The sequence below is a fragment of the Adlercreutzia sp. ZJ304 genome, from assembly GCF_011039075.1.
Taxonomy (GTDB): domain Bacteria; phylum Actinomycetota; class Coriobacteriia; order Coriobacteriales; family Eggerthellaceae; genus Adlercreutzia_A.
On sequence record NZ_JAAKEG010000008.1, the window covers coordinates 66261 to 87343 of the forward strand.

The 21083-nt window shown below is 47.0% G+C and carries 18 protein-coding genes and 1 tRNA gene; 16 read left to right on the forward strand and 3 right to left on the reverse strand.

What is annotated here, in order from left to right; genetic code table 11:
- Window positions 1-29 precede the first annotated feature (29 nt).
- Window positions 30-106: transfer RNA gene (locus tag G7Y46_RS05970), tRNA-Pro, on the forward strand.
- Window positions 107-719: 613 nt separating this feature from the next.
- Here G7Y46_RS05970 and G7Y46_RS05975 read toward each other — a convergent pair.
- Entirely contained in the window at window positions 720-2189 is a 1470-nt protein-coding gene (locus G7Y46_RS05975; RefSeq protein WP_165253227.1) for a helix-turn-helix transcriptional regulator, read from the reverse strand.
- 383 nt (window positions 2190-2572) lie between these two features.
- Here G7Y46_RS05975 and G7Y46_RS05980 point away from each other — a divergent pair, with 383 nt between their 5' ends.
- From G7Y46_RS05980 to G7Y46_RS06035, 12 genes are all read left to right on the forward strand, one after another.
- Complete coding sequence (locus tag G7Y46_RS05980) at window positions 2573-4045, forward strand: UbiD family decarboxylase (protein WP_165253229.1); 1473 nt, start codon at window positions 2573-2575, stop codon at window positions 4043-4045.
- Window positions 4045-5526: an anion permease gene (locus G7Y46_RS05985; RefSeq protein ID WP_165253231.1), complete on the forward strand. Its 1482-nt coding sequence runs from the start codon at window positions 4045-4047 to the stop codon at window positions 5524-5526. The genes G7Y46_RS05980 and G7Y46_RS05985 overlap by 1 nt, the downstream gene beginning before the upstream one ends.
- A gap of 172 nt (window positions 5527-5698) precedes the next feature.
- Window positions 5699-6259, forward strand: a complete 561-nt coding sequence (locus tag G7Y46_RS05990) for a UbiX family flavin prenyltransferase (protein WP_165253233.1) — start codon at window positions 5699-5701, stop codon at window positions 6257-6259.
- Between the two features lie 39 nt (window positions 6260-6298).
- Window positions 6299-8890 (forward strand): molybdopterin-dependent oxidoreductase, encoded by a 2592-nt coding sequence (locus G7Y46_RS05995; protein WP_165253235.1) that lies wholly within the window; start codon window positions 6299-6301, stop codon window positions 8888-8890.
- Window positions 8891-9688: a 4Fe-4S dicluster domain-containing protein gene (locus tag G7Y46_RS06000; RefSeq protein WP_165253237.1), complete on the forward strand. Its 798-nt coding sequence runs from the start codon at window positions 8891-8893 to the stop codon at window positions 9686-9688.
- A 63-nt stretch (window positions 9689-9751) separates the two neighbouring features.
- On the forward strand, window positions 9752-12079 hold the full coding sequence (locus G7Y46_RS06005) for a molybdopterin-dependent oxidoreductase (RefSeq protein WP_206214179.1): 2328 nt from the start codon (window positions 9752-9754) through the stop codon (window positions 12077-12079).
- A 9-nt stretch (window positions 12080-12088) separates the two neighbouring features.
- Window positions 12089-12427, forward strand: coding sequence for an oxidoreductase (locus tag G7Y46_RS06010; RefSeq protein ID WP_165253238.1), 339 nt, complete (start codon window positions 12089-12091; stop codon window positions 12425-12427).
- A gap of 23 nt (window positions 12428-12450) precedes the next feature.
- Window positions 12451-12855 carry a hypothetical protein gene (locus G7Y46_RS06015; protein WP_206214180.1) on the forward strand — a complete coding sequence of 135 codons (405 nt, stop codon included), beginning with the start codon at window positions 12451-12453 and terminating at the stop codon, window positions 12853-12855.
- Window positions 12856-12920: 65 nt separating this feature from the next.
- Window positions 12921-14270, forward strand: coding sequence for a DHA2 family efflux MFS transporter permease subunit (locus G7Y46_RS06020; protein WP_165253240.1), 1350 nt, complete (start codon window positions 12921-12923; stop codon window positions 14268-14270).
- 212 nt (window positions 14271-14482) lie between these two features.
- Window positions 14483-15511, forward strand: a complete 1029-nt coding sequence (locus G7Y46_RS06025; protein ID WP_165062257.1) for an ATP-binding cassette domain-containing protein — start codon at window positions 14483-14485, stop codon at window positions 15509-15511.
- Complete coding sequence (locus G7Y46_RS06030) at window positions 15511-16170, forward strand: methionine ABC transporter permease (RefSeq protein ID WP_165062255.1); 660 nt, start codon at window positions 15511-15513, stop codon at window positions 16168-16170. Before G7Y46_RS06025 ends, G7Y46_RS06030 begins: the two co-directional genes overlap by 1 nt.
- A gap of 18 nt (window positions 16171-16188) precedes the next feature.
- On the forward strand, window positions 16189-17049 hold the full coding sequence (locus G7Y46_RS06035; RefSeq protein ID WP_165253242.1) for a MetQ/NlpA family ABC transporter substrate-binding protein: 861 nt from the start codon (window positions 16189-16191) through the stop codon (window positions 17047-17049).
- A 116-nt stretch (window positions 17050-17165) separates the two neighbouring features.
- Here G7Y46_RS06035 and G7Y46_RS06040 read toward each other — a convergent pair whose 3' ends face one another.
- Both G7Y46_RS06040 and G7Y46_RS06045 read right to left on the reverse strand, forming a co-directional pair.
- On the reverse strand, window positions 17166-18530 hold the full coding sequence (locus tag G7Y46_RS06040) for a PFL family protein (RefSeq protein WP_165253276.1): 1365 nt from the start codon (window positions 18528-18530) through the stop codon (window positions 17166-17168).
- Window positions 18531-18728: 198 nt separating this feature from the next.
- Window positions 18729-18965 (reverse strand): helix-turn-helix transcriptional regulator, encoded by a 237-nt coding sequence (locus G7Y46_RS06045; protein ID WP_165253244.1) that lies wholly within the window; start codon window positions 18963-18965, stop codon window positions 18729-18731.
- A gap of 238 nt (window positions 18966-19203) precedes the next feature.
- Between G7Y46_RS06045 and loaP the strand changes: the two genes are divergently transcribed.
- The 3 genes from loaP to G7Y46_RS06060 are packed head-to-tail and all read left to right on the forward strand — an operon-like array spanning window position 19204 to window position 21082.
- The gene (loaP, locus tag G7Y46_RS06050; protein WP_241157074.1) at window positions 19204-19749 is read left to right on the forward strand and encodes an antiterminator LoaP; all 546 of its coding nucleotides are present in this window, start codon (window positions 19204-19206) and stop codon (window positions 19747-19749) included.
- A 33-nt stretch (window positions 19750-19782) separates the two neighbouring features.
- A complete protein-coding gene (locus G7Y46_RS06055; protein WP_165253246.1) occupies window positions 19783-20340 on the forward strand; it encodes a hypothetical protein in 558 nt (185 codons plus the stop codon).
- Window position 20341: 1 nt separating this feature from the next.
- Window positions 20342-21082, forward strand: a complete 741-nt coding sequence (locus G7Y46_RS06060) for a sugar transferase (RefSeq protein ID WP_165253248.1) — start codon at window positions 20342-20344, stop codon at window positions 21080-21082.
- Window position 21083 lies beyond the last annotated feature (1 nt).

The window sequence follows — 21083 nt, forward strand, 5'->3', positions numbered from 1 at the left end:
CAGGTGTGGTAACATATCTGATGCTTTTACGGGTTGTGGCTCAGCTTGGTAGAGCGCTGCGTTCGGGACGCAGAGGCCGCAGGTTCAAATCCTGTCAACCCGACCAGACTTTTTGCAGGTCAGATGGCGTTTCGCCTCTGACCTGCTTTGAGTATTAAGGGGTTTTAATATACATAGGCGGCATATAGGCAGAAAAGCGTGTCTGTTTTAGTAGGTTGCATATGGATAGGGCGCGCTGTTGTGGAACTCTGACCAAACCAGACCGTGTGTTGCTTTCGTCACTTTTTAGGCGAAAAATGGTCAAAACTTCCGACTTTCCACAGTCTATAATGCCAAATTACGCCAATTACGAATCAAAATGGAATTGAAGAACCCTGTTTGCCCAGTGTTCTCCACAATTCAAGTTAGCTATGTAGCGCTATGACCATGGAAAGCTGGAAGTTTTGACCATTTTTCTTCATCTTGCCGCCGCAGATTGCACATTTTCTAGCAAACACCGCTCGCCCCTGTTCATAACTGACTTTTTCCAAGAAAAAGTCAGTTATGAACAGGGGTGTCAAGTGAGAATTAGGCGCACTTTTTCCTATATGAAAGTCGAGCGGCATCGACTTCAAAGGCATCTATTTGGTATCTGAACAGGGAAAACTACACTAAAACGGACACGCGTTTCTGCCTATATCCCGAAGATCATGAGTTCGAAAGAAGTTAACGAGAAGATGTTATGTATCCTTAGATATCTTTTCTAGCGCATCAAACATTTCTTGGCGCGAGTGTATGCCCATTTTTTGGTAAATATTGTATACATGGCTTTTTACGGTATGCTCTGAAACTACTAACTCTTCTGATATGGTTTTATTGTTATGTCCGCGCGCCATACATTCAAGTATTTCGCCTTCGCGTGGCGATAAATGGTATTTAGTTACTAAACGCTGACATATTTCTTCCCAACCTGTTTGCTGGCCGCGTCTAACACTTGTGCTGTTGCTATCTGATTCGCTTTTGGCTTGAGCTAAAAGCGTTGTATTTGAGAAAGGTAATAATGTCATACTGCATATTATGCAAACAATTATCACTGTGCACGATAGTCCCACTAAAGTGTTTTGATACCCCATAATGCCAGCGCAAATTGTGGCGCATATAAGCCCTATAAGGAATCCGGATGCGCTGCTGAGTTTACCGGTGGATGTGTGTTTCAAGATTGAAAATGCATATTTTTGGGCATGTCGTAAAAGAAGAGCCGTATCTATTACCCAAAAGATTTGCCAGAATGCACAAACTGTACACAGGAATAAAATTGCGGGCAGACCGGGTAGCACAAGCGCCATTAGGAAACATATGCCTATAACAATTATGCATACTCGCATAAGCATCGTAACGTATCTGTCATGAATTATTGGGTCGCGCCAAAACAGCGCTATCAATAAGACTGTGCCGAAAATTATCACAATGAAAACAGGTGGCAAAATAAGCGGGTGGCTGTTAACCAGCATAATCCACCCGATGCCAAAAGCTATTCCAAACAGAAAGAAGACAAGCCTTATGCGCCTGTTCAATTCGGCTATAGCTGGTCTGTTTTTTGACCCGAACCTAATTTTGGGCATATCTTGCGTCGTGGATGGAGTAAAGAATATATCATTTTCTGGGTCGGCTAGTTTTTGTAAGAACATTGCGATTGCTGAACTGATGAAGGCAAGAACAATACATATAACTCCACGATATTGTTCAAGCACTATTCCTTGGGCGATTAAGTAAAGCCCACATCCTATCATTAGAGATACACATAAAAATATTACATGGCTAGATATGCGAATGCGCAGGCTGAGGCTATCCCATAAATAATAAAAAGACGAAGTGGCACAACCTGTTATAAAAGATAGGATAATAATTATGATGCTGCTAGATTCGCCTATTTGACACGCGATTGAAAGGTATGCAGGTAATAATAAACTTAAAATGGCCGTTATTGGGGCGTACGTCCATTTACTTTTGTTGATTATGGTAATCGGGGTAAAAGCGCTTAGCAGTATAAACAAAAATGAACCCGAGAAATACGATATTAGGAAAGCTGAGAATAGTTCAGGGCTGGTTTGTGGTGTGCCATTGGACGGCAAAAGGCTAAAAGCACACAGGAAAAACCATCCAATGAAGGAGCCATATCCTATAAGTGCAAGCGCCTCTTGCGGACTCATGGGAGGTTTGTGCTTGAGTATATTGATATTGTTGCAACTATCGCTATTAGTCTGGATATGTTCAGAGGATTTGTCTTCTTCCATAGTTCCCTCGCAACCTTGTTACTTCCAAGCATAGTCTAAGATTAAAGGATTCCGCTTAGGAGTAATCTCCTAAGTTTCTTCCACGTTAATACAAATTTGGCGTATTGTATTTAAAATCTTACAGAAACTGCTTGGTTTTTAGTATGCGAAAAAGCAAATATTGCCAGTTCAGCGCCTAATCCTTTAGTACTAAAGGCTATTTCATCTTGAAAGTATGAATGCGCGCCGAATACATTGCAAATATCCAGAAAAACGGCGCCAATTCTGCGAAAACTTCATATCAACAAAGGGGGGATTACATGACCAAGATTCACGATTTGCGCTCAGCTATCGAGCACCTTCAGACGATACCCGGACAGATTTTAGAGACGAATGAATCTATCGATCCTGACGCTGAAATAACAGGCGTGTATCGTTATGTGGGTGCTGCTGGGGTGGTAGAGCGTCCGACCAAACTTGGACCAGCAATGATGTTCAATAATGTTGCTGGTTTTCCGGATTCACGTGTTCTTATTGGCATGCTGGGAACTCGCGAGAGAGTGGGTCATCTTTTGGATTGCCCTCCGAAAGATTTGGGGCGCCTTCTGAATAAGAGCGTTCATAATCGTATTGTGCCGGTAGAAGCTGCGCCTGAAGAAGTTAAATGCCAAGAGGTTGTTTATCGTGCAACCGATCCAGATTTCGACATTCGCAAGATTATTCCCGCGCCGCGCAATACACCTGAAGATGCAGGTCCCTACATTACTATGGGGCACTGCTATTCAAACGATCCTATTACTGGCGAACATGACATTACTATTCATCGTCTGTGTCTTCAGGATAAGGATACGATGACATTTAATAGCGCTCCCGGGCGCCATTTGGAAATTTTCCGCCGTAAGTGGGAAGCGCAGGACAAACCGATGCCTATGTCTGTAAATATCGGCATCGATCCAGCTATTTCGGTTGCGTGCTGCTTTGAGCCGCCTACCACGCCGCTGGGGCTAGATGAACTTTCCATTGCGGGCGCTTTGCGCAACGAGCCGGTTAAGCTTACTCAATGTTTGACTGTTGATCAGAAATGTATTGCGAATGCAGAGTATGTTTTGGAATGCGAAATAATGCCTCATGAGGTAATGGCTGAGAACAATAACGATCGTGACGATAATTGGGCAATGCCTGAATTCCCCGGATATGAGGGTATAGCGCATAGAGAGTCTGCTGTTGTAAAAGTGCGGGCTGTCACTACACGCATTCATCCAATTATGCAGACGGTTATAGGGTGTTCTGAGGAGCACGTGAACATGGCTGGTATTCCAACCGAAGCCAGCATTATTGACATATGCGACAAGGCATTTCCCGGTCTTGTAACCAATGTATATGCTACTCGTAGCGGTGGCGGGAAAACGATGGTAATTATGAAGCTTGATAAAAAGCGTCCGGTAGATCAGGGACGCGAACGTCAGGCAGGTCTTCTGGCTTTGGCAGCTTATACAGAACTGAAAAACGTTATTTTGGTGGATGATGATATAGATATCTTCGATACCGACGATGTGCTGTGGGCTATGAATTATCGCTTCAACGCAGAGAAAGACATTATTCGCATACCTGCTACTATTTGTCATCCGCTAGATCCATCAGAAAAGCAAGTTTATACAGGTTACTGGCGAGATGGGTTGGCATGCAAGACCATCTTTGATTGCACTATTCCGTTCCAATTGCGCGGCGATCTGTTCCATCGTGCCAAGTTCTTAGAGATGGATCCGACCCCTTATATCAAAGGAGATAACTAATGAACGCTACTGAAGAAGTTAAAGGCGTACCTGTTCCTGCTGCGGCTACTGCTGGTGGTCCTCCGGTGGGGGGTCCTCCTGCTGGCGGTCCGCCTAAGGGAAAGCCTATGACCACAAAGCAATGGATCGGTTTGTTTGGCGGTCTTGTTTTGGGAATCTTGATCTTCTTGATTCCTATTCCCGGTCTTGAATATGCGGCTCATGCTCAATTGGCGCTTACTTTGCTGGCGCTTTGCTGGTGGGCTACTAGCGCTTTGCCCGCACCTGTGACTGCCGCAATATATATGGGTGCGACTATAGTGTTCCAAATTGCACCCGCACCGGATGTATTTGGTGCATGGTATAGAGGTTGCAACTGCTGGATTGTTATTGCAGCGTTCCTTATTGCTGCAGGTGTAGAGCGTACAGGGCTTGGTAAACGCATTGCGTATGGCGTTTGTACCATGAAATTCATCAAAAGCTACAAGAGTATGATTGCAGCTATTACTGTACTAAATATTGTCCTAGCTTTGTTAATTCCTAGTGCTTTTGCTCGCACGTTTCTAATTCTTGTTATTGTTGAGGAAATTTGCTTAGCCAATTCTGTAAATGAGCACAACACTCGCATTTTGAAATTTGCTGTATTTGCCATTTCTGTCCCTACGATGACTTTATTCCTGACCGCAGAGGCAGCCATTAACTCTATAGTTTCTTCGGCTTTAGGCGGAGTAACTTGGTTTGCATGGTTCTTCCAGATTGGTATTCCTTCGCTAGTCTTGGTTATCCTTACTGCAGTTTTGTTTAGCTTTGTATTCAAGCCTGAAGGCGAAGTGAAGATTGACGTTAGTGTTTGTCGCGAAAAACTGAAAAATCTTGGTGGTCTAAAGGCTGGTGAAATTAAGTGTATTTGCTGGCTTATTGTGTTGTTGGTTTTCTGGGCTGGCTGTGACTTCTTCGGTCTTAAACTAGAGACTGGAACGTTCTTTATTACAGCATTGATGTTCCTTCCGGGAATTGGCTGCATTAATATGGGCGCGCTAGAGTCTATTTCTCTTGGCACTTTGATATTTGTTACTTGTACTGTAGCTATTGGTACAGTAGGTGGTGTAACTGGCTTGAATGGATGGATAGCTTCTACGTTGCTGCCGACTTCATTTATTGATAATCCGGTATTAATCGTTCTGTTCATTGCCATTGTTTGCGTAATTATTCACATGATTGTTGGTTCTGTTATGGCAACCACTGCTGTTATTACGCCTATTTTGCTGGCCTTTGCTGGTTCTGTTCCCAGCGTAACCGCAGCACTTGTGCTGTATGTGGGCTTCCATGTAGTGTCTAGCCAATACTTGCTATCGATGCATCAGGCTACATTGGCAACGGGTATGGAAAAAGCAGGCTTTACCGACAAGATGGTATTGAAGATGGGTCTTCCTTTGACAGTACTTATTCTTATTCAGTCCCTGATTGACCTAGGGTGGCTGACTATTATTGGCGTCGCCTAGACGCAACTAGTGATAGGGCTCAAAAAGAACTTTCAACTGAGCCCTATCGGACTTTCTTAACACTCTTCACGTTAGAAGTTTCTAGCTGAAAGTGTTGTTCTGCCCGCGTAAGTTTGAATGTTATTTGCGCGAAATCTTCACTACTACAACAATTTAGTGGGAAAGGCAGCAAATGAGGATAATTGTAGGTATCTCAGGAGCTAGTTGTGCCATTTTGGGTATTGAGACATTGAAGTCGCTTGGTGAATTAGGCGTTGAAACGCATCTAATCATTTCAAAGGGCGCGCAAAAAACCATAGAGAGCGAAACGAATTATTCTGTATCTGACGTGTGCGCGCTAGCGGATCACAATTATGAAGATGGCGATCTGGGGGCACTTGTATCTAGCGGATCATTTCGGACTGATGGCATGATAGTTGCGCCATGCAGCATGAAAAGCGCGTCAGCTATAGCTCATGCATATGACGCGAATCTACTAGTGCGTGCTGCGGATGTTTGTCTAAAGGAAAACAGGCGCGTAGTACTTATGCCGCGCGAAATGCCGCTTAATAAAGCTCAGCTTCGAAATTTGCTTGAATGTGCCGAGTGCGGTTGCACCATATTGCCACCTATGCTCACTTTTTATAACAAGCCTTCCACCTTAGAGGAACAGGTACACCACATTGTGGGAAAAGCGCTTATGCAGTTTGGACTAGATTCAAACAAATTCAAGCCATGGGATGGGAATCTGTAGCGAATCGCTATTAGGGCATTCGCTGAGAAAAGGAGAAGAATGAAGAAAAAAGGAGTAGGAGCAGACGAAACCCATATCAAAGGACTCGGCTTCTGTAGCAATGGTGTTGGCTCTAATACTGCGCTTGTGGATGTAAAAGATGGGAAGATACTGCGTACTCGTCCAATGGATTTTCTGCAGGACTATTCCCCGGAAGACGTGAACATGTGGAGTTTTGAGGCGAGGGGTAAAACCTTTGATGCTCGATCGCGTTCTGCGCTGCCTCCGTTTTCCGTGGCATATAAAAAACGTGCAGTGTCGAAAAATCGTGTGCCTTATCCAATGAAGCGTGTTGATTGGGATCCTGATGGTAAGCGCAACGCGCAAAATCGCGGCAAGAGCAAATTTGTGCGTATTAGTTGGGATGAAGCAATAGACATAATTGCAAAAGAAATTCGCCGTCAATACGATTTATACGGCGCTGGTTCTATTCTTGCGCAGCAAGATGGTCATGGCGAAACAAAGATTGTTCATGGTCCTCATGGTTGCCAGACTAAACTTCTGGAAATCCTTGGTGGTTGCACTGTTCAGGCTAGGCAAGCTGATAGCTGGGAGGGTTGGTACTGGGGTGCCAAGCATGTATGGAGTGAAGATCCAATTGGTCAAGGGCGGCAAGGTAACACGTTCTATGACATATCGCTAAATACTGAGCTTTTGCTTGGGTGGGGTTGCGATCAAGAGACTACGCCTTGGGGTTGGGGTGGTCAAGTTGCCAGCCAGATGTCTTATTGGTTTTCTGATTTGGGCATAAAGCAGGTTTATATTTGTCCCGATTTGAATTATGCGGCAGCAGTGCATGCGGATAAGTGGATTCCGATTTATCCCAATACCGACTTGGCTCTTCAATTCGCAATAGCCTACGTATGGCTTTCCGAGGGTCTATACGATAGAGAATATATTGACACGCACACCATAGGTTTCGACTGGCTGGAATATGAAGTTATGGGTGGCGAAAGCGGTGTGCCGAAAACCCCTGAATGGGCATCGGAAATATGCGGCGTTCCTGTTCGTACAATAAAGGCTCTCGCTAGACAGTGGCATAAAAAGATTACTAGCATTATGCATTGCAACGGTGGAAGCTACATTCGTGGACCCTATTCACACGAACCGGCGCGCATGGAAGTGTGTCTGCTTGCTATGCAGGGTTTGGGGGCTCCGGGGCGTAACTATTTCAAGTTTATTGAGTGGGGCTTGTTCGGTGTTCCAGAATCTATTGTTGTGCCGAAATCGGAAAGTTCGCTTGTTCCGTTTGCTGGATATAATGGTGCCGAAGGTCATAAGTTTGGTGAAATCCCATTCATTCCGAAAACTCTTATTCCTGAGGGTATATTGGCAACGGAGCCGTTTAGCTGGTATGCCGTACCAGTGGCTGGTACCCCAACTTCTACGCAGTTCGACAAATTTACATTCCCTAAAAATGAGGGCGATCCGTATTTACATATGATATGGACAGACAGCCCATGCTGGTCTACATGCTGGAATGGCGGCAATTCTTTTTTGAAAGCAATAACTAGCGAAAGTTTGGAATTTGTGCTGGTGCAACATCCGTGGTTTGAAAACGATTGCTTATTTGCCGACTTAATTTTGCCAACTAATACGAAATTCGAGGAACGCGATGTCGATCACGATGCTGACTGGGGTGGTCCGAATGCGCTTTATGTGGAAGAGCAATGTATTGAACCATATGGGGAATCAGTAAGCGACTGGGAAGCTGTGTGCCTTATAGCCGACAAGCTTGGTGTGCTAGAGGAATATACGGGCGGTAGAGATGTTGCGGGCTGTATAGAGGCTACGTTTAACGGGGCCGGTGCGGGCAACTATATTAAATACGATAAGTTCCTAGAGCAGGAATATGTGTTGGCACCGTTTTTGAAAGATTGGAAAGAGGAACCTCCCGGATTCAGGCTGTTTTACGATGACCCGGAGAATTTTCCACTGGCTACTCCGTCTGGCAAATTGGAAGTGTATTCGCCACATTTGGCGGAATATTTCCCTGACGATAAAGAACGTATGCCTTATCCGCACTACATAGAGGAAGGTCCGTCACACCAAGAGAGCAGACGTGGTAAGCGTGCTGAAAAGTATCCATTTTTGATGGTGTCTAATCATCCGCGCTGGCGCGTACATGCGCAGCTTGACGATATAACTTGGCTTCGCGAAATTGCGAAGATGACCGGTGAAGACGGTTATGGCTATGAGCCTGTGTGGGTTAATCCAAAAGATGCCGAGGTGCTAGGGGTAAAAACCGGAGACGTACTGCGTATCTATAACGAGCGCGGTTGGGTGCTTGGTGGTGTGCGCGTTACCGAGCGCATAAGACAAGGATGCATATCGCAAGATCATGGGTCGCGCTTAGACCCTATAGAAAATGGTGTGTCTGACAGGGGCGGTGCGAATAATTTGATTTGTCCTACAGCCACTACATCGAAGAATTGTTGCGGTGAGGCCACGAGTGGTTTTTTGGTGGGAGTTGAGAAGGCAGACATAGATGATCTTCGCAATAAATATCCCGATGCTTTCTCTCGCGAATTCGATGTTGAGGGCGTGAAGCTTGAGAACTGGCTTCAAAGTGGCATGGTTTGGGAGGACTAGATGAAGGTATTTTTATTCGATGCGGCACGTTGCAATGGTTGCCATAATTGCCAAGTAGCATGCAAAGATGAACATTGCGGCAACGACTGGATGCCGTATGCGGCGCCACAGCCGGATACGGGTCATTTTTGGATGCAGGTTCAAGAAATTGAACATGGTCAGGCGCCTAAGGTGCGTTTGGAATATCGTGCCTGTATGTGTAACCACTGCGACGATGCAGCATGTATAAAAGCTGCACCCGATTGTGTATATAGACGCGACGATGGGCTTGTTATCATAGATCCTGAGAAGGCGAAAGGTCGTCGAGACATTGTAGAGTCTTGCCCACATGGGCGCATTTTCTGGAACGATGAATTGGCGCTTCCCCAGAAATGTACTGGATGTGCGCACTTGATTGACGCGGGGCAAGTGCCGCATTGTGTCGATTTGTGCGCTACCGGTGCGCTGCGCTTTGGGGATGAGTCAGACTTTTCCGATGAGATATCCAGCGGAAAAGCTGTAGCGGTAGACGCTGGTGGCGGTCGTGTTTACTGTATGAATATGCCCAAGCTGTTCGTTGCTGGTGAGGTATGGGATCCCTTTGATGACGAAATTATCGAAGGTGCTTGTGTGCATCTTGTAGGCGAAGGGGTAGATCGCAGCGAACTGACCGACGGTTTTGGCGACTTTTGGTTCAAGGGCTTAGAGCCCGGAAATTATCAATTAGAGGTAAGCGTATCCAATTATCTTGGGCAGTCAAAGCAATTTAGGCTAGATAAAAGCTTGAACTTAGGAGATTTTCCGCTTCGACGTGCGTAGGTGCGCACGTTTTAGCTTTTTATAGAAAGGCTGACGGGAAATATTGAGAAGGAGGAAGTAGGAATGTCTGAGGAACAGGCGAACGGGTTCGAACTGAAAGGTGGTACGGGTAGTGCTGCGGCTGCGCGCTCTAGTGCAGCGCCTGCTGTTATGTCGGATCCGCATCCATGGAAATGGCAAGATGGCGAGTACACCGTTATACGTGGCTGTGCTCGAACACCACCGGGGTGCCATAACAACTGCGGCATTCTGATGTATGTAAAAGATGGGAAGCTTTGTAAAGTTGAAGGCGATCCCGAGCATCCCTACAATCGAGGTCGCTTGTGTTCTAGATGTCTTGCAATGCCTGACTATGTTTACAGTCCTGATCGTGTTACGCACCCTATGAAGCGCGACCGCTCTAAGCGTGGTAAGGATGAGTGGGTAGAGATATCTTGGGATGAAGCTTACGATATCTGCGAAAAAGAAATGAATAAGATTGCGGAAACCTATGGTCCTGAATCGGTTATTTTCTGTCAGGGCACAGGTCGCGACATTCATCAACTTTTTAGACTGGCATATTCCTACGGCTCTCCGAATGAGGGCACGCCATTCTTTAGTGGTCAGTCGTGCTATCTGCCCCGTATTGCTTCAATGGCGGTTATGTTGGGCGGCGCTACCGTTTCCGACTGTTCACAGTTTTTGCCGCTTCGTTACGACGATCCGGAATATGTTGTTCCGAAGCTAATGATTGTATGGGGCAACGAGCCTTTGTGGTCTAACCCAGATGGTTTTTTTGGTTCTTGGGTGACTGACTTAATGAAACTGGGGATGCGCATTGCGGTTATCGATCCGCAGCTTACTTGGTTGGCCGCTCGTGCTGACCATTGGATTCGCTTGCGTCCCGGTACCGATGGTGCTGTGGCTATGGCGCTTCTAAAGGTTATATGTGACGAAAAGCTCTACGATCAGGAATTTTGCGATTTATGGGTATACGGGCTGGACGCGCTGATTGAGCGTCTGAAAGAGTACGACTTAGACTATCTTTGCGAGAAAGCTTGGGTAAGCCGCGAGGACATAGTCGCGTTGGCTCGCGATTATGCCACTTCTAAGCCGGCTACTATTCAATGGGGTGTGGCAATAGATCACTCTACCGGTGGTCAGCAGGCATCTCATGCTATAACGGCGCTTTGGACTATTACGGGTAATTTGGATGTACCGGGTGGTAACGTTATAGGGCAAAGTTGTTGGGGTATTGAGGAGAGCAACTGGACCGGTGGTTGGGGCTACGACGATGTGCTTCCTGAAGAACAAAAAGCGAAGCGCTTAGGTGTGCAGAAATACCCTCTCTTCCAAACTGGTTTCTTAAACTGCAGCCCCGATGTGTCTATGGAGGCTATGATTACGGATGAACCTTATCCTATTAAGGGGCTTTGGCTTGAAACATCTAATTTTGTTGCCGGCGGTATGAGTGCTGAACCGCGCAAGTATACCGAGATAGTTGTCGAAAAGACAGACTTTAATGTTGTAGTGGATTTGTTTATGACGCCTACAGCAATGGCTATTGCTGATGTGTTTTTGCCCGCTGCTACGTATGCTGAACGCATCGGGTTTGGTGGTCTTGATCCATACTATATTGGTGGCATTGTTCAAGCGATTGATCCGGTTGGTGATTCTAAATCGGACAACCAAATAATTATGGATATGGGCAAACGTTTTAACCCAGAAGCATGGCCGTGGAAAGACTTGCATGAGATGAACGATGCTCTTTTGGCGCAAGGTGGGTTTACCTATGACGACTTAGTGGAGTCTACATGGAAGTTTCCGAAGTTTGAGTATCGTAAATATGCAAAGGGTTTACTGCGTGAAGATGGTCAGTTAGGTTTCAATACTTCTACAGGTCGTGCCGAGATCTATTGCCCTGTTTTTGGGCAGATAGGACTAGATCCGCTGCCTAGTTATGTAGAGCCGTATCAGAGCCCGTATGCCAATCCAGATTTGATAGATGAGTATCCGTTGGTTCTAACAACTGGTAAGCGTCAGCCTGTATTTTTCCATTCCGAACAACGCCAGATAGGCAAGTTGCGTCGTTTGCATCCAAAACCACTTATTTATATGCATTCAAAGACGGCGGCCGAACTTGGTCTTGAAGAAGGCGATCGCGTATATGTGGAAAATCCTTTGGCACGTTGCGAATTCACGCTTTCCTTGAACGACACGTACGATCCGCGGGTTGTTCAAGCCGAACATGGTTGGTGGTTCCCCGAGCGTAATCCAGAGGATACTGGTAAGGGATGTTATGGCTGCTACGAGTCGAATGTGAACAACCTCGTTCCCGTCAAGTGTGGCGATTCGGGATTTGGTGCATCGTTTAAGACCATGATTTGCAAGGTCTACAAGGCGGAGAAGTGAGGATAGGATATGTCGTATAAAGGACTTTTGATAGATGTAGATTACTGTTATGGTTGCCAAGCATGCGTCTTGGCTTGTCAGCAGGAGCATGCTTATGAAGATAACCAGTATGGTATTTACATTCATAAACTTGGCCCGATTGAGATAAATCCCGGAAAGTGGCAGTATGATTTTCTACCGCAGCTGACCGATTGGTGCGATCTTTGCGAAGACCGCGTTAGTGGTGGTAAGCATCCATCTTGCGTGCAGCATTGTCAGGCTCAGTGTTTAGAGTATGGTGATGTTGAAGAACTAGCCAAGAAAGTATTTCGTCAGAAACAGGTAATAGTGGCTCAGCGCGAGAATTAGTTTTCCTTTTAGAGGGGTGTGCAGTGGGCGGATATGCTAAAGAATTCATTGTGGTAAGGCGCGAAGTTTTAAGTACTGTACTGGAATTGAAAGCGCACATGCTTGGAGAGGATATATGTGTTGTTCTTTCTGGGGGTGTGCCGCATATCGGATGTAGTGTAGTGTCTATTCCGCGCCCCTCTCTGACTGGCGATAGGTCGTCTAGTGCCACGTCTTCCACAATTAATGTGGTAGGACATAAAGATGATGTGGTGTGTCGTGCGGTTTCTGAGACGCTGTGCAAACAAACAGGGCATGTGGTTGTTTGTACTGGTGGCTTTCATATAGATGATATATCTGCGCAAGATATAGAAGAGGTTGTTGCGGCCGCGACAGATGCCTTAGCAGAACTTGTTGAATTAATAGATAAATACTATCAAGTGGACTAGTATTTCATTTCCCGCAATGTGAGCTAAACTTAACCTAGATAGCTCTAGAGGGAAAAGGAGTGCGAATGCAGGCAGAATCTGGGAAGGGCGTTTATCCCACATTCGCTATAGTTGTACTGGCTTGCGCGCTGGGGTCGCTAACGCAGACTGTTATGAATTCTATGTTGGGCGGCATTCAAGCCGATTTCGGCACCGACGATTATGTAGGACAGTGGCTAACAACTATATTTATGCTGGTAATTGGCATTACCGTGCCATTGGTGACGCATCTTTCGCGTCGATTAAGCATTCGTCAACTTATGCTGCTTTCCATCGGTCTATTCGCTGCGGGCGCAGTAATTGATTGGCTGGCACCAAATTTTGCATTGCTGTTTTTGGGGCGCATTCCGCAAGCTGTAGCTACTGGCATTACGCTTCCCCTTGTAATGACCATTGCCATGACGCGCTTCCCAAAACAGCGCACGGGCACAGCTATGGGAATTGCCGGCATAGCAATGGGTTTTGCGCCAAATATTGGTCCGCTAATTGGCGGCGCTTTGGTAGACACTCTGGGTTGGCGTAGTTTCTTTATTATATTGCTGGTTATATTGGTGGTGCTGTTTATAGCCGCTCTTATATTTATTGCACGCGAAGATGTACCTGCACACGATGCGCATTTGGACATTATTTCATTTGTGGAATCTACCCTCGGCTTCGGCGGGCTGCTTTTGGCTTTCACCAATGCCGCCAGCATGCCTTTACTAGACCCAAACGTTTTGGTGGCAGGTCTGTTGGGTATCGTATTCCTTGTAGCTTTTATTGTTAGGCAGAATCGCATAGAGCATCCGCTTATCAACATGCGAATTTTCCGCTCTGCCAGCTATCGCGCAAGTTTTTTCGCGCAAAACTGCCTGTTTGCATCGTTTATGGGCATAACGCTTATAGTGCCGTTGTTTGTAATGAATGTTGGCGGCGGGACGGCGCTTGATGCCGGCATCGTTTTTATTCCTGCCACCATTTTGGCTGTAGTGTTTAACCCGTTGGCGGGCATATTGTCTGACCGCATAGGTGCTAGGCAAGTGGTCATAGGCGGTGCGGTGCTCTTGTGTATTGGTGCTATTAGTATGGCGTTTGTGAATGATACGACCCCGCTTTGGCTGCTTACATGTATGCAAACCATACGCGGCATAGGGGTTAGCTCGCTTATAGGACCGCTGAATTCGTGGGGCATGCGCCAATTAGAGCCGCAGAACATGGTTGACGGTAGTGCGTTTTTCACCACTGTGCGCCAAGCGTGCGCGTCGCTTGGAACCGCGTTAATGATGCTGGTAATATCGTCTATTGGCGCAACAGCGCTAGCTTACGATTTTGCGTTTGCGTTTTCCGCTGCGCTATCTTTGTGCGTACTGGTTTGCGCCGTGTGGAAGGTGCGCTAGCTATTCGCACAAGCAATTGCGCCTTACCTTGCGCAAGCGTTGCCCCAACCTTGTGCCCTACTTTGCACCCGAACTTGCACAGGCATCGCGCCCTACTTTGCACCCGGTATCGCGAAAACCGATAGCTGTCTATCCGATTCGGGTATTTTGAGAACACCTTGGCATGTCTTAGAATCTTTCACCATGCAAAGAAAATTAATAAAGGACACACTTTGATTGAACTAAAAGATCTGAATAAAACTTACAAGACTGCTGCGGGCGAAGTGAACGCCGTGCGCAACATAAACTTGCGCATAGAAGACGGAAGCATCTTTGGAATAATTGGCTTTTCGGGTGCTGGCAAATCTACACTTGTACGCTGCATTAATTTGCTAGAGCGTCCAACAAGCGGTCAAGTTATTATAGATGGAACCGACCTATGTACGCTTGGACGCAAAGAGCTTCGCGAGGCGCGCCGCAAGATTGGCATGATTTTTCAGCAATTCAATCTGCTTTCGCAGCGCACGGTTGAGGCAAACATTCGCTATCCGCTAGAAATTGCGGGTGTCGCGAAAGATAAAGCCGCTAAGCGTGCTGCCGAATTGCTTGAAATGGTAGATTTAGCCGACAAAGCTAAGGCGTATCCGGTACAGCTTTCCGGCGGGCAAAAGCAGCGCGTTGCCATAGCGCGCGCTTTAGCATCGAATCCGCGCATAATACTTTGCGACGAGGCAACCAGCGCTCTTGACCCAATAACCACGCGCTCCATTTTAGAGTTGTTGAAGAAGCTAAACGAACAACTAGGCGTAACCATTGTGGTTATAACTCACGAAATGAAAGTGGTTGAGCAGATTTGCGACCGCGTGTCTGTTATGAGCGACGGATGCATAGTAGAGCAGGGCGCGGTACACGATGTATTCCTTCGCCCTAAATCGGATACGGCAAAGCGCCTAATAGAGCCTTCGCAAAATGCACTTACTATAGACAACACACCCAATTCGCTTCGCCTAGCGTTTACCGGCGAAGAATCGGGCGCGCCGGTTATATCGGATATGACCGTGAAGTGTAATGTCATGGTGAATATTTTGTCTGCCAACACCGAAAATATTGGCGGCAAAGCATTCGGGCAAATGCTTATTCAGCTGCCCGAAGATGCAGATGCACGCGCTCGCATTCGCGACTACCTAGATTCTAGGGGCATTCTGTATGAAGAAAGCGACGATTCACAGGAAAACACTAAGACCGAAGGGGTGGTGCTCTAATGTCACCCGAACTAGTAGCGCTTATCGCTAATGGCGTGTGGGAAACACTTTATATGACAATTGTGTCTACCGTTATTAGCTACATAATTGGAATACCGCTTGGGGTTATTCTCTACATTACGGGCGAAGGCGGAATTCGGCGAAACCGTGCAGTGAATTTAGTGGTAGGCATTATTGTAAACGTGTTGCGCTCTATTCCATTCCTTATTTTGCTTGTAGCTATATTGCCGTTCACGCGCTTTGTTGTGGGCACAACAATTGGCTCTACCGCCACAATTGTTCCTTTGGTTGTGGCTGCTGCGCCATATGTAGCGCGTATGGTGGAGTCTTCGCTGAAAGAAATCGATGGTGGGGTGATAGAGGCAGCACGGGCTATGGGCTCGTCTGCATGGCAGATGATTTGGAAAGTGTTTCTGCCAGAGGCAAAGCCTTCGCTTTTGGTAGGAGCCACTATTTCGCTTGCAACTATTTTGGGCTATTCGGCAATGGCGGGTTTCGTTGGAGGCGGCGGTCTTGGCGCAATAGCTATTAATTATGGGTATTACCGGTATCAATCTGATGTCATGCTAATTACTGTGGCGTTGCTGGTTGTTATCGTTCAGATATTCCAAGAAGGTGGATTGAAGCTGGTAAACAAAGTAGACAAAAGGCTACGTTAAAAATCAGAAGGAGAGAAAATGAAATTATCTATCGCAAAGAAACTGGGGGTAGTGGCTGTAGCTGGTGCACTTGCTGCGTTCGGTCTTGCAGGGTGTTCGTCATCGAATGGCTCTAGTAGCGCATCTAGCAGTAGTGGTGCTACTACTGCAGATACCACTATTACTGTGGGTGCTAGTGCCACGCCGCACGCGCAAATATTAAATGCTGTGGCTGATCAGCTGGCGGAAGAGGGTTATACGCTAAGTGTGGTCGAATATAACGACTACGTTTTGCCCAATACTGCGCTTGAAAGCGGCGAGCTGGACGCAAACTATTTCCAGCATATTACCTACATGAACGATTTTAATGCTGAAAATGGTACGCATTTGGTAAATGCTGCGGGCATTCACTTTGAGCCATTTGGTCTTTATGCTGGTAAAACCGCTAGCATAGATGCTTTGGCTGATGGTGCCACCATTGCCGTTCCGAACGACACTACAAATGAAGCGCGCGCTTTGATGCTGCTTGAGCAAGAGGGTCTTATTAAGTTGAAGGACGACGCTGGTCTTGCTGCTACTGTGGTTGACATTGCCGAGAATCCTAAGAATCTGAAGATTCAAGAGGTTGAAGCTGCACAGCTTCCTCGCGTTCTGGGCGACGTTGATATGGCTGCCATTAACGGCAATTATGCGCTTGAGGCTGGTCTAAACGTAAGCGAAGCCGTTGCTACCGAATCTGATGCAGGCGAGGCTGCAAAGGCTTACGTTAATGTTGTAGCTGTTAAGGAAGGCACCGAGAATTCCGAAAAGATACAAGCACTTGTAAAGGCGCTGCAGAGCGATACCGTGAAGCAATATATTGAAAACACCTACAATGGTGCTGTTGTTGCTCTGTTCTAAATTGCGCTGGTAGCTGGGAACTATTAGAAGACCCGCCTGCTTGGCGGGTCTTTTTTGCGTTTTGAACCTAGCTTTGCGGTTTGCGGCACCTTTGAACTTAACGATGCAGCCACACCTTAATTTTTCAGTGAATTTAGCGGAGCCGGCATACGACCGCCACGGTGAGCAAATACAGTGCCGGCATGTTGGTTTACTGGCATAACCGGTGCATAGCCCAAAAGACCGCCGAAGTCTAGCCTGTCGCCAACTTTCTTGCCTATTGCGGGTATGATGCGTACCGCTGTCGTTTTGTTGTTAATCATGCCGATGGCTGCCTCGTCGGCAATTATTCCGAAAATCGTTTCGCGGCTAGTGTCGCCGGGTACGGCTATCATGTCTAACCCAACCGAGCATACGCATGTCATAGCTTCTAGTTTTTCTAGGCTAAGCGCTCCGCATTCGGCGGCGCGTATCATGCCTGCATCTTCCGACACCGGTATAAAAGCGCCGGACAAGCCGCCCACGGAAGACGACGCCATAACGCCACCTTTTTTAACAGCATCATTAAGCATGGCAAGTGCTGCTGTGGTGCCGGGGCCCCCGCACGTGCCTACACCTATTGCTTCAAGTATTTCTGCCACCGAATCACCTTCGGCAGGTGTTGGGGCAAGCGATAAATCTAGTATGCCTTTGGAATATCCCAACCTGCGGGCAGCTTCACGTGCCATCAATTCGCCCGCGCGGGTTATTTTGAATGCAGTAGCTTTTATAGCTTCGGCTATGTCGGTTATGCCGGCATTTTCTGGCATGTCAGACAATACGGCGCGCACAACGCCCGGACCGCTTACACCTACGTTTATAACTTCGTCGGCTTCGCCAGACCCATGGAATGCACCTGCCATAAATGGATTGTCCTCCACAGCATTGCAGAACACCACCAGCTTGCCTGCGCCTATGCATTCGTTTTGGGCGGTGGCTTTCGCGGTGTCTATAATTACGCCTGCCATGTGCCATATGGCATCCATATTCAGACCCGCGCGCGTGCTTCCTATGTTTACCGACGCGCATACGCGCTGCGTGTCGGCTAGTGCGGCAGGTATAGAGTCCATCAACTTTTCGTCGCCGCGGGAAGCGCCTTTTTGAACCAATGCGCTAAATCCGCCAACGAAGTCTACGCCAACTTCCGATGCTGCGCGGTCCATTGCGTGCGCAACGGGCGACAGGTCGTGCGCTTCTGTGGCGGTACATATTTCTGCAATAGGAGTTACAGAAATGCGTTTATTAACAATGGGTATGCCAAATTCGCGTTCTAGCTGGTTGGCAGTAGGTACCAAGTTTTCAGCGGCGCGCACCATGCGCTCGTATACCTTGTTGGCAAGGCGGTTTATGTCGGTATCTACGCAGCCGCGCAGGTTCAGACTTAGCGTAATGGTACGTATATCAAGGTGCTGTTTGCTAACCATGGCTAGCGTTTCATTTATTTCAGCAGGGGTAAGCCGCATAGTTCTCCATCCGTCGCGTATTGCATCGGTCGATTCTATCATTTCTATTACCCAGCTATATAGCTTAACAGGGCGCTTTTGCCATTTTCCAGTACGCGCTTGTAAGCCGCTAATGGCATTCATGTTGTATATATGCAACAAATTGATATAATTTAACAGTCGCTTGAGGGTAGACTAGAAAAATAGAAGATAGGGTTTCTATACTCTTGCGTTCTTTGAAGATATTTCTTCGAAGAATTCCGCAAGAGTAAGATTAAAACCATCCGCAATCTTTGCAAGGTTACGCAAAGTTACGTTGCGTCTTCCCGCTTCGATCGATGCAAGGTAGGTGCGATCCATACCTATTTTGTTCGCGAAGCGTTCTTGGCTTATCTCTTCAGCGGCGCGCAGGTTTTTAACGCGTATTCCCACCTGTGTTTGTAAGTAGTTGTGCATGGGAAAAGCGTAACTTGAATGTTGTATAAACAACAACGGACTATATACAACATTCTGAAAAATCTGCGCTACATATCTTGAGATGGGGCAATCGTCGCTAAAGCGCGCTGTACTTGTCTATAAGAGGATGAATAGCTTCTGCTGCGCCTTAGCGTGTAGTTGTGCTTAACCGGCGTGTGCCGGTGTCCTCTTGTACTCTTATTTACCGATTGTTCCGCTTGAATATGAAATGCCTTCAATGGCAAAAGCAGTACAGAAGCACAGAACAGACATGTGGTACGTCGCGCAAGTTCAGGCAGGAGCCGAGATTGCTACGCGCGATAAGTGTTCTCAAATTGTCCCTGCCGATGTAATGCATAGCTGCTTTGTTCCAGAATATGAAACCATGTGGAAAGTTGGGGGCAAATGGCAGAAAGTAAAGCGCCTTCTGTTTAGCGGCTATTTGTTCTTGGTAACAAACGATGCAGACAGGCTTTCTGAGTGGCTAGGGCGCGTGCCCGCCATGACGAAACTTCTAGGCAACGGTGGCGACGCAGTAAGTCCGCTTTCTGACAAAGAGCGCGATTGGTTCTTATCGTTCATGGACGATTCGCATTGCGTGCGCATGAGCGAGGGCTACATTGAAGGCGACGAGGTGCGCGTAACCCGCGGACCACTGATGGGCTCTGAGGGGCGCATTCGTAAGATTGATCGCCATAAGCGCAGGGCGTATATAGAAACCACCATGTTTGGTCGCACCATAATAGCTAGCGTGGGGCTAGAGGTATTCCGGAAAACTACGTAAGTGTGGTGTGCGGGCGTTGTTTAGCCCGTGTTTATGAGCGAAAACCTAGAGCAACAGAAGAGCAGCTGGTATGCAATGGTAACGAAGCCCGGTTTTGCATACGATGTATTGGCGCTTGTAAGAGCCGCTGCTGCTAAGAGTGGGGTAGCGGTGGAGTGCTTTGTTCCAGAGTGTCGGGTTGTGGATGGGCGCGGTGCAAGCAGTGTGGCTGAGCGCCGTGAATTAGCGCCTGTGTGCCTTGTAAAGCTGAATGACAGCCCAGATGGGTTGCTTAACGAAATGAAGAAGACATCTGCCTTGCGCAGATTTGCTGGGCGTAAGGCAGAATTTTTGCCGCTGCGCAGTGAAGATGCGGCTTGGATAGATGAAAATGCGGCACCCGAAGGGCACGGGCGCGTGTTTGATATGTCGGAAGGTCATATTGAAAACGGCAGCGTTACTGTTACATCAGGTCCGCTTGTGGGGCGCGAAAACTGGATTGATAAAGTTAGCCACAGGAAAAAGCGGGCGCGTTTGCATATAGATATGTTTGGCTCGGCAATGGATGTTGAGATGGGCTTGAAGTTAGTGGGCAAGAAGGCGCATTCATAGGATGCAAGCGGTAGTGGCGCTGGAAACACCAATTACAACCGAAAACAAGACAGTAGCGCCGCAGGTGCGCGTGGGTGCCGATGCTGGTGTTGGTGCCGATGTCGACACCAACGTTCGCACCCAACCCCTACCATACCGCTTCATAAAGCGCACATTCGATATTGTGTTTAGTAGTGCAGTAATAGTAGTTGGGTTTATACCAGCGCTAATACTTTCAATCTTTATAGCAAAAGATACAAAAGCAAGCCCAATATATTCACAAATTCGTATGGGCAAAGATAAAAAGCCTTTCAAGATATATAAGTTTAGAAGCATGGTATACGACTCAGATAACGTGGAGAAATACCTAAATGAAGAACAACTTATAGAGTGGATGCGAGAGAGAAAAGTAGAAGATGATCCTCGCATTACAAAGCTAGGTAGTCTTATTAGGAAAACCTCAATAGATGAGATTCCTCAATTTATAAATGTGTTAGTAGGACAGATGAGCGTAGTGGGTCCGCGTCCCATTACAGAAGATGAACTAATACATTTCAAACACGATGCAGACAAACTACTAAGTATGCGCCCGGGTATTACTGGCTGGTGGCAAACACAAAGCAGAAATGATTCAAGCTTTGATACCGGAGAGCGCCAAACACTTGAGCTTTACTACATTGACAACGCCTCTGTAGGTCTAGATATGCGAATAGCTGTGAGCACCTTTAGTTCTATGTTTGGAACTGGAAAGAAAGGTAGATAGC

What these genes read in the sequence shown, in the direction of transcription:
- G7Y46_RS05975 (WP_165253227.1), bottom strand. Translation starts at nt 2,189, where the DNA reads ATGAGTCCGCAAGAGGCGCTTGCACTTATAGGATATGGCTCCTTCATT.
- G7Y46_RS05980 (WP_165253229.1), top strand. Translation starts at nt 2,573, where the DNA reads ATGACCAAGATTCACGATTTGCGCTCAGCTATCGAGCACCTTCAGACG.
- G7Y46_RS05985 (WP_165253231.1), top strand. Translation starts at nt 4,045, where the DNA reads ATGAACGCTACTGAAGAAGTTAAAGGCGTACCTGTTCCTGCTGCGGCT.
- G7Y46_RS05990 (WP_165253233.1), top strand. Translation starts at nt 5,699, where the DNA reads ATGAGGATAATTGTAGGTATCTCAGGAGCTAGTTGTGCCATTTTGGGT.
- G7Y46_RS05995 (WP_165253235.1), top strand. Translation starts at nt 6,299, where the DNA reads ATGAAGAAAAAAGGAGTAGGAGCAGACGAAACCCATATCAAAGGACTC.
- G7Y46_RS06000 (WP_165253237.1), top strand. Translation starts at nt 8,891, where the DNA reads ATGAAGGTATTTTTATTCGATGCGGCACGTTGCAATGGTTGCCATAAT.
- G7Y46_RS06005 (WP_206214179.1), top strand. Translation starts at nt 9,752, where the DNA reads ATGTCTGAGGAACAGGCGAACGGGTTCGAACTGAAAGGTGGTACGGGT.
- G7Y46_RS06010 (WP_165253238.1), top strand. Translation starts at nt 12,089, where the DNA reads ATGTCGTATAAAGGACTTTTGATAGATGTAGATTACTGTTATGGTTGC.
- G7Y46_RS06020 (WP_165253240.1), top strand. Translation starts at nt 12,921, where the DNA reads ATGCAGGCAGAATCTGGGAAGGGCGTTTATCCCACATTCGCTATAGTT.
- G7Y46_RS06030 (WP_165062255.1), top strand. Translation starts at nt 15,511, where the DNA reads ATGTCACCCGAACTAGTAGCGCTTATCGCTAATGGCGTGTGGGAAACA.
- G7Y46_RS06035 (WP_165253242.1), top strand. Translation starts at nt 16,189, where the DNA reads ATGAAATTATCTATCGCAAAGAAACTGGGGGTAGTGGCTGTAGCTGGT.
- G7Y46_RS06040 (WP_165253276.1), bottom strand. Translation starts at nt 18,530, where the DNA reads ATGCGGCTTACCCCTGCTGAAATAAATGAAACGCTAGCCATGGTTAGC.
- G7Y46_RS06045 (WP_165253244.1), bottom strand. Translation starts at nt 18,965, where the DNA reads ATGCACAACTACTTACAAACACAGGTGGGAATACGCGTTAAAAACCTG.
- loaP (WP_241157074.1), top strand. Translation starts at nt 19,204, where the DNA reads ATGGCAAAAGCAGTACAGAAGCACAGAACAGACATGTGGTACGTCGCG.
- G7Y46_RS06055 (WP_165253246.1), top strand. Translation starts at nt 19,783, where the DNA reads ATGAGCGAAAACCTAGAGCAACAGAAGAGCAGCTGGTATGCAATGGTA.
- G7Y46_RS06060 (WP_165253248.1), top strand. Translation starts at nt 20,342, where the DNA reads ATGCAAGCGGTAGTGGCGCTGGAAACACCAATTACAACCGAAAACAAG.